Here is an 11,825-nt window from a genome sequence, read left to right on the forward strand (position 1 = left end):
TTGTAAATTTTCTGTGACCATTCAGACGTTTCGTGATTTTTCCCCGCCATATGTGACAGTTCTCCAAAAAGTCTCCACAGGACCTTGACGATACCGTTTCAGGTACCAGCTCGAGAACAGGATTTGCATGACTAGTACGACGATAACCAGTAACATTCCCTGCCAGAGCGGAATCGTCCCGTATCGCCCGGTTACGAACAGCACCAGTGTAAAGACAAACGTCTGCGTGAGGTAATTCGTCAAGGCCATCCGTCCCAACACTTGAAATCCCATTAACGGACGTCCTGACCGGACGAGTAAAGCAATCCCCGCTGCATAGGCGACAGCGAGTGTGCGCCCCGACAGCCAGACAAAAAAGTAGTTGGCCAGTCCATCCGGGATGCGCCCCTGATGAATCTGAACGATCGGATAGAGTAACGGTAACGACAGCAACAGACTGACGCCGAACACGAGACCGATTGTTCGGGTCGCCGGCGGTCGGGCCGTGAACCGTTCCATGAAGTAAGCCCCGATTAAAAACAGGGAAAGAATTTCCGGCCAAATCGCCAGTGAATTGTTTAAACCGTGCGGTAATTGAACGATCGCATGATAGGTGACGAATTCCATAATGTCACGTGCCGCCACGATGGATTGCAGGGTCATATCCGGGTTCGGAATCGACCGGTCCCCGACAGACTGGGCATATTGATAAATCGAGAGATAACGAAAGAAGACATACAGCTGTAAGGCAAGACCAATCCATAGTTTCGTTGATGATCGTGTGTGGACGAAGGCAAGCAACATCAAGCCGCAAAGGGCATACGTCTGCAGAATATCCCCTCTCCAGAACAACAGATGGATAAGACCGAATAGAAATAAAGCCAGCAAGCGGCGGACGAAAATCCACAGTGATTTTTTCTTCACCCGCAAGCGATTGATGAATAAGATAAAGCCGGCTCCAAATAAAACACTGAACAACGTGTAAAATTTCGTTTGGATGAACAGGTCAAAAAGCAGGCGCAACACCTGATCGGCAGTTCCCATCTCATTCGTGAAACGTTCCCCAAGGAAACTCGGCATATTGACAAAGAGGATTCCGCATAAAGCAAATCCCCGCAAAACATCCAGATAGACAATTCGGTCTGCTCGTTCAATCGGATTCATCTCGACTCTCCCATCGCCAAATCAGCCGCTCAAACGGATTTGAGCGGCTGATTGGTCATTTTGATGTCATGCGTTCCAGCAAATCCAGTAACGGTCGATAACGCTCACCCAGTAAGCCCAGCGATTCGACTAAAATATCGAGTACCAGCAATAACATCAGCAAGGATACCAGTGCTCCAAGCGAAGTCGTTTGTGAAAAGAGGATCGCTGTCATCCCGAAAACGGCACATAGTCCGTAAATGACGAGTACCGCCTGCCGCATCGTAAACCCAAGGTCGAGTAACCGGTGATGAAGATGGGCTTTATCCGGCGCAAACGGTGGTTTTCCCTGTAACACCCGTCGAACGATCGCAAACAAGGTATCGGAAATCGGGATACCGAGCAGGATGACCGGAACCGCGAGCGAAAACAAGGTGACGTTCTTGAAACCGAGCAATGACAAGACACCTAACATATATCCGAGGAATAACGCCCCGGTGTCCCCCATGAAAATCTTTGCCGGATAAAAGTTGTGGAACAGAAAACCAAATGTACTCATTAATAAGAGAATCGCGACAATCGTCACGTAGACATTGCCCTGAATGACGGCGAGACTGATCAGCGTCAGCAAAACGATACTCGACACCCCTGCCGCCAGGCCATCCAGCCCGTCAATCAGGTTGACGGCATTCGTGATACCGATAACCCATAGAAACGTCAGCGGGACACTCCACCAGCCGAGAAATAATTGTTGATCGAACGGCAGATTGATGAACTCAATCCGGATACCGCCGTTTAAGACGACCACGGCCGCGACGATCTGCCCCATTAATTTAAGCCGGGCATTTAATTGAAAACGGTCATCGAGTGCTCCCGTCAAAATCACGACAAAGCCTCCGACCAGGATATGTGTCGCATAGGGACTGGAAGGTTGCAAAATAAAGTAACCGATCATGAATGCGATGTAAATCGCAAGTCCGCCTAACCGCGGCATAATTCGTACGTGTACCTTTCGCGCGTCCGGACTGTCAACGGCACCGACTGCAATCGCAAAGCGTTTTACAACGGGTGTGATCAGTAAGGCCGCGATAAAACAGACAATGGACGCCGTCCATAACATAATAACATCACGCTCCTGCGCGAATTATATCATAAAAAAAAAGAGCCGACGAGCGGCTCACATGAAGATCGGGACTTCTGCAGATGGATCATATGTATAGATACCGCGTCCGACTTTTTTAATCGCAGGATTCGCTTGTTCCACTTTGGCCATCAATTGATAGATGTTGCTGATTTGGTGACGGTACCGGAGTTCGAGTTCCATTTGGATATCGCGTGCCGACATCGACTCGCGCTCACGCATCAAGTCACTGATTTGGTGGACATACACTTCCAGCGGGTAACGTTGATTCACTCGGCGTTGTTTAAGGGGACGTTCTTGTGTCACCGCGATTTCTTTTGCTGAATCGCTTGTTCCCCGGCTTAATTCTGCGATTAAATATTCAGCGCGTCGTTGCAAACGACGGTATTCCTCTTCGATTTCCATCAGTTCTCGGTAGATATGTTCACTCGATCCCATTTGTTAACCTACTTTCCTAAATTAAACATAAATATTTCAATTATGTTTCAATTGTATGTTTTTTGAAATAAAACAAACTACATTTTGCCTCTTTAATATATAATTTTATTATATATTTAATTATTCTGTAATATTTTTCTCTCATTGGTTGTCACTTGACTACACTTCATATTAACAGAAAGGAGCTAGAACGGAATAGATAAATTATAAATTAAACTATTTTAAAAATACTTAATTGACTATATAAGGTTTTATACGTATTCATTCTACTTAAAAGGAGACTGGAAATTTAATGGACAAATTAACTAAAATCTTAACAATGGCACTAGTACTTTTGCTTCTGACTACCATCGCTTTTCCGTCCTCATTAGTATCGGCTGCATCCGGCGTAACGTTTACGAAAACAATCTATCAAACAACAGATTTATTGAATTTACGTTCGACTAACTCGATCTCTTCGAAAAAATTAACAACGATTCCGAAAAAAACGTCTCTGACGTCCAACTACCGGATCGGGGAATGGTATCGTGTAACACACAATGGCAAGACGGGTTATGTACTCGGTCAATACTTAACGAAAGTCGTCACCGGGACGAACTTTACAAAAACGAATTACCAGACGACAGATGCTTTGTCGTTACGACAGGCAGCCTCGACGTCTTCGGCACGTCTGTTGACGATTCCCGCGAATACGACGCTCGCATCAAGCTTCCGGGACGGCGATTGGTACAAAGTGACGTATAACAAACAGACCGGTTTTGTATCGGGTGCCTATTTAAAGAAAGCGACGGCATCATCGACAGCTTATACGACGACCGAACGGCTGAACTTCCGGAGTGCCCCGACGACATCCGGTGCCTTATTGATGACGATTCCGAGCAATCAAGTCGTCCAGTCCCTATCCGTCAGTTCGAACTGGCATAAAATCAATTACGGGGGCAAGACCGGATACGTCATCGGTACGTATTTGAAAAAGGGAACAGCTTCCCCTACTGCACCGTCTGCCGGAAATGCGGATTACAGCGGTAGCAAGATGTATGTCCTGATTGATGCCGGCAGCACCGTTGCCTTACGGTCATCCGCTTCCGTCCTCAGCGGACAACTCACTCGTCTCGGCCGCGGTACGCCGGTTGTCGTGACAAACAGTCTTCATAAGACACGTGGTTTTGTTGCTGTCCAAACAGCGGACGGACGACGGGGATATGTCGAAGCCACTTACTTGACGATTTTCCAGCCAAGCCCAACGAATCGTCCCTTGATTGTCCTCGATCCCGGACACGGTGCTTATGATCCCGGTGCTGTCCGGGCAGGGCTCGCAGAACGGGACATCGTCCTGTCCGTCGCGCGTCAAGTCGCCGGTCTTCTACAGGGAAAAGTAGATTTGACGCTGACGCGTTACACAAACGATTATTATCCGTCATTAGGCGAACGGAGTGCGATGGCGAATGCCTTGTCAACGTCACGGTTCGTCAGTATCCATATCAATGCTTCAAATGCCGGTAGTGCGTCCGGTGCGGAAAGTTACTACTATAAGGGAACCACTTCGGTTCAACTCGCCCAGGCGATCCAACAACGGATGACAGGTTATGCCGGTATGCGTGACCGGGGTGTCCATTTCGCTAACTATGCCGTCATTCGGGGGACGCAGGCACCAGCCGTCCTGGCGGAACTCGGTTTCCTATCCAATACGTCTGACCGTGCGAAACTGGCGGATCCCGCTTATCAAGCGCGTTATGCCCGGGCGATTGCCGACGGTATTCTCGCGACACTTTAAGTACTGCAAAAACGCTCATTCCGTTTGTCGGAACGAGCGTTTTTTTATATGACAAAAGGACCGCTCAGGGAAGCGGTCCTTTTGTACTCACATGAAAAGAGATCAATCAGATAAACCTATCTGCCATCAGGGAATGGCGGATGGTCATTAGCGACTAGCTAGGATCTGCTCAAGGGAAAGCAAATCCGTCGAATCGACACGATAGTCTGCCTCATGTAACGTCGTTTCCGGACCGACGCCGACAGCATACATACCCGCTGCGTGAATGGCCGTGATTCCTGCTGCTGCATCTTCTACACCGATACAACGTTCAGGTGCGACGTCAAGCGCCTCTGCTGCCCGTAAAAACACTTCAGGGTGTGGTTTTGACCGGGCGACGGTTGCCGCATCGACGATGTCGTCAAAATAATGCCGAACTCCAAGTGCCTCAACGACAGTCAACGCATTTTTAGAAGCTGACGCCATTCCGATCTTCAGCCCAGTCGCACGGATTTCGTCAAGGAACGCAATGATTCCCGGCAGAAGATCCTGTTCTGAGATGTGCTGGATCAACGTGACGTAATGGTCGTTCTTCTTCGTTGCGAGCGCAACTTTCTCTTGTTCCGTGAAAGCATCCTGCTTTCCGCCAAGTGTTAAAATCCGCTCCAGCGAATCAGTCCGACTGACGCCTTTCAGTGTTTCATTGAACTCCCGGTCGAACGGGATATCCAACTCCTCACCCAGTTGTTTCCAAGCCAGATAATGATACTCGGCTGTATCGGTAATTACGCCGTCCAAGTCAAAAATGACCGCTTCAATCGTTGGTGCCATTCGACATCCATCCTTTCATCCATCGTACATGAAAGACAAGAAATCGAATGATTTGCGCAAACGATTGCACTTGCCTCAAGAATTATTTTACCTGTTCCCCACATTGTTTGCAAGCGTTATCAAAAAACAAATCCAAATCATTAGTCTTTCCCCAAAGAAACCGTTTTCAATTTCAAGGGAATGTTTTACTTATTTCGCTCTTTACTATTCGTTTTACAATTTTTAACTGTTATAATAAAAGCGAGTTTGACAGTCGAACCGAAGGAGTGACCAACTATGTTTCAGCGTGTTAAACAATTAATAGATGAACAGAGCCGCAGAATGCGCCGTTATGAAAAAACCGTTTTATTAATTAACAGTCTGGAAGCAGAAATGGAACAAAAAACGGATGAAGAATTAAGGATTTTGACACAATCCTTAAAAACCCGCCTTCAAGCTGGTGAGAAAATCGAAGCCCTCACCGGGACAGCGTTCGCGCTTGTCCGTGAAGCGAGCAAGCGGACACTCGGTCTTCGTCACTACGATGTCCAGTTACTTGGTGGATTGGCCCTTCTGTCCGGACACATCGCCGAAATGGCGACCGGTGAAGGAAAGACACTGGTCGCGTCACTTGCAAGTTTCACCCAGGCTTTACACGGTCAAGGGGTTCATGTCATCACGGTCAACGAATATCTCGCCCGGCGTGATGCGGAACAGATCGGTCAGATTCACCGGTTTTTAGGTTTAACGGTCGGCATCAATTCAGCAGAACTGTCATTCGAAGAAAAACAACAGGCCTATGCGTCTGATATTACATACGGAGTCGGAACGGAATTTGGTTTCGATTATCTGCGCGACCATTTAGTCATGCGACAAGAGGATCGTCTGCAACGCCCCCTCCGCTTCGCCTTGATTGACGAAGTCGACAGCGTCTTGATTGACGAAGCAAAAACACCGCTTATCATGGCGGAACGCGATACCGTCCATGAAGGATTACAGCAATTGGTTCGTCATGTCGTCAAAGACTTTAAAGAAGACGCTGACTATTCATACGACGAAGAAATCAAAGCGGTCGCCTTGACCGATCAAAGTATCGAGACGATCGAACGGATTTTCGGTATCGATCAGCTGTTCGCGGCCGAGCATGCCGTCCTGTTCCACTATGTCATCCAAGCACTTCGGGCCCACGTCGTTCTGAAACGGGATGTCGATTATATCGTCAAGGATGATAAAATCGCGCTCGTCGACTTATTCACCGGACGGTTGATGGAAGGACGAAGTTTATCGGATGGCCTCCATCAAGCGCTCGAGGCGAAGGAACACGTCAGCGTGACCGAAGAAAACCGGACGACGGCGCAAATTACGATTCAGCATTACTTCCGCATGTATCATCATGTGTCCGGAATGACAGGTACTGCTGCCACGTCTCGCGATGAATTTTTGAAGACGTACCGGATGGATGTTGTCTCAATTCCACCGAATCGTCCTAAAATTCGGATTGACGAAGCCGATGTCCTGTTCTTGACGAGTTCCGAGAAATATTCAGCGATTGCGGCAGCGACCGAAACGGCTCATTTGACGGGACAACCCGTCTTGATCGGAACGACTTCAATCGAACAATCCTTAAAGGTTGCCGATGTCCTTGATCAACGTCAGATCCCTTACGAAATACTGAATGCCAAGACCGTCGATCAAGAAATTCGGATTATCGAGTCCGCTGGCCGCCACGGTCGGGTGACGATTGCGACAAACATGGCAGGACGCGGAACGGATATCCTGCTTGATGATGCGGCGAAGGCACAGGGCGGTTTGTTCGTCATCGGCACGGAACGGCACGAGTCCGTCCGGATCGATAACCAGTTGCGTGGTCGGGCAGGACGCCAAGGCGATCCCGGCCTGACCCGGTTCTACCTGTCGCTTGAGGATGATCTGCCCCGCCGGTTTGCGCGCGAACGGTTAGAGCGTGTCACAAAGAAACTTGGTCCTGTCAACGGTCCGGTTCATGCAAAAGAAGCTCAGCAACTGATGGCCTATGCTCAGGAAACGTGTGAATCTGTCAACCGCAGTGTCCGTGACGACCTTGTCCAACTCGAGGAAGTCATCAGTGAACAGCGCCTTGCCATTTATCGTCTTCGCAACCAAATCGTTGATTCGGCGACGCTGGAACAATTTGTTCAGCCGTTTGCGGCTCGGACCATCCATTCCTATCTCGAGCAATATTTGACGGATGATCTCGTTCCGGAAGAATGGCCAATCGAATTATTGACGGCGGAACTGGAGCAGCTGCTGCATCAACCGGTTGAATTGGTCCTGGGTGACTCGATCGAGACCATCCAACAACAAATGGAACCGCTGATTACTTCAGTCGATCAAAAAATGGCCTTGCAGATTGCCGAAGATGAAGAGACGGCACGACGTTTCATGTTACTTGCCCTGGACGAACAGTGGACGAGTCACTTGACGGCGATGAACTCGCTCAAGGAAGGAATTCATTTACGCAGTTACGGTCAAGAACAGCCGGTTCGGATCTTCGAACGGGAAGGCATGGATTATTTCCGTTATGCCATCTTCAGTTTTGAAAAACAAGTCGTGTCTGGACTATGTCGTCTGGACGAGACTACTTTGCAAGGAGGACTGCTTCATGCAACCGTCGATTGATTCTGACATTCAACCCGCGCTTTACTTTACCGAGGATATGCCGATTGTCAAAGAAGACGAGTATGTCTTTCGCTATGCACTCAATCAGTTACCGAAACTCGGACCCAACCAGTTGGCGATCCATCTCTTTCAAGTGTTACAGACCGAACCGTTACACGTGATTGCGTTGTTCCAAAATACGCTTCCGCGTTCTTTCCAGCTGAATGATTTGGTCGTTCTCGTCCTGTCAGGTGACCAGCTCGTCGCCCGGAAAATATTCACGATTGAGGAAGTACCGGTCCTTCTTCCGACAGCGACCTTACCGCTTTGGCTCGAGTTTTCCGATGAAGAACAGTTCGTTGATTTATCGACGCTTGATGCACCGCTCGAACTCGTCTTCTCGAATGAACAGCTGACGGATCTCGTAATCGATGAGTCGTTCTCTGCTCCGGAACAGCGTTTGATTCGCCAAATCGCTTTCTCGCACCCTGCCCCGCCAACAGATGGATGGTCCCTGTTACCGGTCTCGATTTTTAAACAGGAACAAAAGGTCGAGGCCATCGTGCTGGTCCGTAATCCGAGCGGACAGTCTCTCGAGCTGGATTCGCTGTCGTTTGAGTTACTGCTTGGTGATCAGGCCGTCGCTGCAACCCGGCATACTTCGCTGACCGTGTCCTCGCAGAGTGAACACGCAATCCGTTTAAGCTTTGATTACGTAGCACATCCGGCCGATTCACTGGATTTACGGTATCTGCCGGAATAATCCCCTCAAAAAAATGGACTTCTCGTCAATGACGAAAAGTCCATTTTTGATTATCCTTTTAATAAACCGATTACACGTACATTAATCGCTTGCGGTTGGAATGCTAACATGTTTTCCATGTCTTGTGCAATCCGTTCCTGTACTTTTCCTGCTGTCTTGATGATCGACATCCCGTATTTGATATGGACCGAGAGACTGACCGTAATCGCACCGTCCACATCTTCGACCTTCACGAGTTTGACCATCTGTTTTTCCTGTAACTTCGAATCGTCCTGTGTAAAGGCAATTCCTTCTGTTTCCTGAACTGCTACCCCGGCAATCACTTCAATGACTTGTTGGGAAACGTTTACGACACCATCCGCATTGTTTAAGTTATATGACATACTTTCCACGCCCTTCATCTATTAATCGCTCTACTTTAAAGTGTATAGCATTTAGCCTTTTTTTGAAAGGTCTTGTCGTTCTTCGACGATTGGACGAATGTCGATTTCAATCAGTGGACGCATCAGGCGGACAACGAACGGATGAATGATTACTCCGACGATCAACAGGGCGACACCGATGACGACCAGCAAGGCGAGCCAAGTTTGCGGCACGAAGGCTGTCGTCGCGTACTGACGCCATGCCATGACGAAGAAAACATGAAGCAAGTAGACATATAAGCTGAGCTCACCCGCCCGTGTAACAAGCGGCAGACGACGCATCGGAACGAGCATCATGAATCCAAGCGATGCTGTAATCGACAGGAAGTAGATCACACTGTGCTTCAACACACCGATCCAGGCATCACTGTCATATTGTTCGACATACGGGAAGCGGTGCTTGAATGCATTCGCCAGAGCGACGATTTCTTGCGGCGTATCGCGCCACGCTTCATATAGGAGAAAACCGATGACACTCGCGAACGCCAGTCCGCCAATTAACCGGACATTCATTCTCCGTTTGAAGCTTTTTGGCATTTCAAAAATCCGGATGAACTCATGTTCCGACAAGTAGTTACCGAGCAGGAAGTAGGGATAGAACATGATCAATTTCCGTAAGGCCAAAAAACCTGTGTTTTCGAGCTCAAAGCCGTACAATAAAGCAAAGGCGAGTCCGAACCAGACATACCCACGCAGATGGACGACATACGGTGTAACGATATACCAGACGACCATGACGAACAAATACCAGAGTGCCCAGTAGGGACGCAACAGATGCGTGCCGAGATTTTGTCCGGACAACAACGGCAATCCTTCTCCAAACGTCGCCCATGAACCAATCAGGATTTGCCAGACACAATAGACGGCAAACAGTTGGATGACACGCAAGTACTTGTTTTCACGGAAGAAGTAGCCGCTTAAAATAATAAATAATGGCATGTGAAACGAATAAATGATCAAGTACACCGTTTCGAGTAACTTTCCATCGTAATCAAACCGTAAATCCGTCAGCATATGACCAATTACTACGAAAATGACAAGGAATCCTTTGATATTATCAAACCACGGATTTCGATTCATGTTACACTACCCCTTATACTCCCTCGAAAGGAACGATTGTTTTATGAAAAAAGCACTAGTCATTCTCTCGGTCGTCGCAAACGTCGTCCTCCTCGCCCTATTGCTCGGACGCAAACCGATCGAGTTATTCGAGCAGGCCTTTCCTGCCACCACTACACAACCCATCACGACATTCCAATATACGAAAAATCCGAACTACGTCCGGTTGAATAGTCTCTTTCATACTTATCAATACCCAAAATCACCGAATTCTGTCATGCTCGGTGACTCCATGACGAATTTTGGTGATTGGCGGATTTTGCTCAATGATCCGACAATCGTTAACTTCGGGATTCCCGGCGATACGACGGAAGGATTTTTGACCCGGCTTGACCTGATTGTCGAGTTGAAACCGAAACGTGTCTTCCTGATGGGCGGCATCAATGACATCCGTCACTTCACTCCGATTCCGACCATTACGGAAAACATGACGACGATCGTGACGACACTGCGAAAAAATAACATTGATGTCGTCATTCAGTCAACACTACCCGTCGCACCCAAGTATTCCGATTCGGTCCGCGTCAATCGTGACGTCGAAGCCCTGAACCGGAATCTTGAACAGCTTGCGAAATCTGCTGGTATTCCCTTTGTTGATTTACGACCTGAGTTGACCAATCAGCAAGGTTACCTTCAAAACCGGATGACGTACGACGGGCTTCATTTGGTCGGTGGCGGCTATCTTCGATGGAGCGACGCACTCAAACCGTTTGCTGAAAAAATTCAGATTACGGAAAACAAATAACAGTCATTAAAAAAGGAGATTCCGATTTTTACGGAATCTCCTTTTTTCAGCACTCATCTACACGGTGACAGGCACCATGTCATTAGTCTTCCTGGTTTTTGACACCCATGTATGCGGCAACGCTTGATGCTGAAAATACAGCAATTGCGACGATACCGACTGCAATCCATACCACTTGATCCATCATTTTTCCCCCTTGTATGTAACCGTTCACTTTCTTTTTTTAGCGTACACGAAATTCGTCAAGAAAGAAACACATTTTCTATGTCTAACGACTAGACGTTTCGGGAAAAAGTAACTATAGTAGAAGGACAAGTATAAATTGTCAGAAAATTCGATTATTTAAAAAAGGAGGTGATTCTGATGTCAACCCCAATCCTGAAACCCCGATTTCAGATGAAGCAACAACAACGAAGTATAGTCAACTTTAGTTATTGGCTTGTCATCGGTATCATTGGATGGACGATGATCAGTTTCGTAACCGGACTTCGCAATCAGCTGGCGGGTCTCCCGATCTACGAAAGCATCCCGCTTGTGTTGGCTGTCCTCTTAACCACCGGCGTCCTGTTAAAAATGGCCCGGGATGAATGGTGGATCCGGTATCTCAATCGTCAAACCCAGTTTTACATCGGTCATGAAACCGTCGTGACCTGGTGCCTCATCATCGATAGCATGTGGTTGATCCGTAAACCGATGCGCCGTGAACTCCGTCACCTCTACCGACACATCACCCAAACGAAAACATCATCAGAAGCCATCGAGACGCTTGCGAACGAGCTCGTCGAACGTGGTGTCCTCATCGTCTATTCCCGTCCTAAGAGCGACCATCCTGCTTGAACAAAAAAAGAGCATGGAATGTCAGGACATCTGCTCCC

Annotated in this window: 11 protein-coding genes; 5 read left to right on the forward strand and 6 right to left on the reverse strand. The window is 48.0% G+C overall.

Annotated features, from left to right (window positions below):
• Positions 1–21 precede the first annotated feature (21 nt).
• From AC3IRK_RS12880 to AC3IRK_RS12890, 3 genes are read right to left on the reverse strand one after another with little or no spacing between them, the layout of a single operon-like run.
• Positions 22–1,143, reverse strand: a complete 1,122-nt coding sequence (locus AC3IRK_RS12880; protein ID WP_489170052.1) for a DUF418 domain-containing protein — start codon at positions 1,141–1,143, stop codon at positions 22–24.
• Positions 1,144–1,198: 55 nt separating this feature from the next.
• On the reverse strand, positions 1,199–2,242 hold the full coding sequence (locus AC3IRK_RS12885) for a glycosyltransferase family 4 protein (RefSeq protein ID WP_131502244.1): 1,044 nt from the start codon (positions 2,240–2,242) through the stop codon (positions 1,199–1,201).
• A 57-nt stretch (positions 2,243–2,299) separates the two neighbouring features.
• A complete protein-coding gene (locus tag AC3IRK_RS12890) occupies positions 2,300–2,701 on the reverse strand; it encodes a Rok-like winged helix domain-containing protein (protein ID WP_131502245.1) in 402 nt (133 codons plus the stop codon).
• A gap of 292 nt (positions 2,702–2,993) precedes the next feature.
• Between AC3IRK_RS12890 and AC3IRK_RS12895 the strand changes: the two genes are divergently transcribed.
• Positions 2,994–4,475 carry an N-acetylmuramoyl-L-alanine amidase family protein gene (locus AC3IRK_RS12895; protein WP_131972284.1) on the forward strand — a complete coding sequence of 494 codons (1,482 nt, stop codon included), beginning with the start codon at positions 2,994–2,996 and terminating at the stop codon, positions 4,473–4,475.
• 147 nt (positions 4,476–4,622) lie between these two features.
• Here AC3IRK_RS12895 and pgmB read toward each other — a convergent pair whose 3' ends face one another.
• Positions 4,623–5,285, reverse strand: a complete 663-nt coding sequence (gene pgmB / locus AC3IRK_RS12900; protein ID WP_114595055.1) for a beta-phosphoglucomutase — start codon at positions 5,283–5,285, stop codon at positions 4,623–4,625.
• Positions 5,286–5,561: 276 nt separating this feature from the next.
• Between pgmB and secA the strand changes: the two genes are divergently transcribed.
• Together secA and AC3IRK_RS12910 are read left to right on the forward strand one after the other, a co-directional pair.
• Positions 5,562–7,922: a preprotein translocase subunit SecA gene (gene secA / locus AC3IRK_RS12905; RefSeq protein ID WP_426354033.1), complete on the forward strand. Its 2,361-nt coding sequence runs from the start codon at positions 5,562–5,564 to the stop codon at positions 7,920–7,922.
• The gene (locus AC3IRK_RS12910) at positions 7,906–8,664 is read left to right on the forward strand and encodes an SLAP domain-containing protein (protein WP_214853203.1); all 759 of its coding nucleotides are present in this window, start codon (positions 7,906–7,908) and stop codon (positions 8,662–8,664) included. The genes secA and AC3IRK_RS12910 overlap by 17 nt, the downstream gene beginning before the upstream one ends.
• 50 nt (positions 8,665–8,714) lie before the next feature.
• Here AC3IRK_RS12910 and AC3IRK_RS12915 read toward each other — a convergent pair whose 3' ends face one another.
• Together AC3IRK_RS12915 and AC3IRK_RS12920 are read right to left on the reverse strand one after the other, a co-directional pair.
• Complete coding sequence (locus AC3IRK_RS12915) at positions 8,715–9,047, reverse strand: Asp23/Gls24 family envelope stress response protein (RefSeq protein WP_233494498.1); 333 nt, start codon at positions 9,045–9,047, stop codon at positions 8,715–8,717.
• 51 nt (positions 9,048–9,098) lie between these two features.
• Positions 9,099–10,166, reverse strand: coding sequence for an acyltransferase family protein (locus AC3IRK_RS12920; protein ID WP_131502249.1), 1,068 nt, complete (start codon positions 10,164–10,166; stop codon positions 9,099–9,101).
• A gap of 43 nt (positions 10,167–10,209) precedes the next feature.
• Between AC3IRK_RS12920 and AC3IRK_RS12925 the strand changes: the two genes are divergently transcribed.
• Positions 10,210–10,950 carry an SGNH/GDSL hydrolase family protein gene (locus AC3IRK_RS12925; protein WP_131502250.1) on the forward strand — a complete coding sequence of 247 codons (741 nt, stop codon included), beginning with the start codon at positions 10,210–10,212 and terminating at the stop codon, positions 10,948–10,950.
• A 363-nt stretch (positions 10,951–11,313) separates the two neighbouring features.
• Complete coding sequence (locus AC3IRK_RS12930; RefSeq protein WP_131502251.1) at positions 11,314–11,787, forward strand: hypothetical protein; 474 nt, start codon at positions 11,314–11,316, stop codon at positions 11,785–11,787.
• Positions 11,788–11,825 lie beyond the last annotated feature (38 nt).

Source organism: Exiguobacterium sp. GL_137 (assembly GCF_057834585.1).

What these genes read in the sequence shown, in the direction of transcription:
- AC3IRK_RS12915 (WP_233494498.1), bottom strand. Translation starts at nt 9,047, where the DNA reads ATGTCATATAACTTAAACAATGCGGATGGTGTCGTAAACGTTTCCCAA.
- pgmB (WP_114595055.1), bottom strand. Translation starts at nt 5,285, where the DNA reads ATGGCACCAACGATTGAAGCGGTCATTTTTGACTTGGACGGCGTAATT.
- secA (WP_426354033.1), top strand. Translation starts at nt 5,562, where the DNA reads ATGTTTCAGCGTGTTAAACAATTAATAGATGAACAGAGCCGCAGAATG.
- AC3IRK_RS12895 (WP_131972284.1), top strand. Translation starts at nt 2,994, where the DNA reads ATGGACAAATTAACTAAAATCTTAACAATGGCACTAGTACTTTTGCTT.
- AC3IRK_RS12910 (WP_214853203.1), top strand. Translation starts at nt 7,906, where the DNA reads ATGCAACCGTCGATTGATTCTGACATTCAACCCGCGCTTTACTTTACC.
- AC3IRK_RS12920 (WP_131502249.1), bottom strand. Translation starts at nt 10,166, where the DNA reads ATGAATCGAAATCCGTGGTTTGATAATATCAAAGGATTCCTTGTCATT.
- AC3IRK_RS12885 (WP_131502244.1), bottom strand. Translation starts at nt 2,242, where the DNA reads ATGTTATGGACGGCGTCCATTGTCTGTTTTATCGCGGCCTTACTGATC.
- AC3IRK_RS12880 (WP_489170052.1), bottom strand. Translation starts at nt 1,143, where the DNA reads ATGAATCCGATTGAACGAGCAGACCGAATTGTCTATCTGGATGTTTTG.
- AC3IRK_RS12890 (WP_131502245.1), bottom strand. Translation starts at nt 2,701, where the DNA reads ATGGGATCGAGTGAACATATCTACCGAGAACTGATGGAAATCGAAGAG.
- AC3IRK_RS12930 (WP_131502251.1), top strand. Translation starts at nt 11,314, where the DNA reads ATGTCAACCCCAATCCTGAAACCCCGATTTCAGATGAAGCAACAACAA.
- AC3IRK_RS12925 (WP_131502250.1), top strand. Translation starts at nt 10,210, where the DNA reads ATGAAAAAAGCACTAGTCATTCTCTCGGTCGTCGCAAACGTCGTCCTC.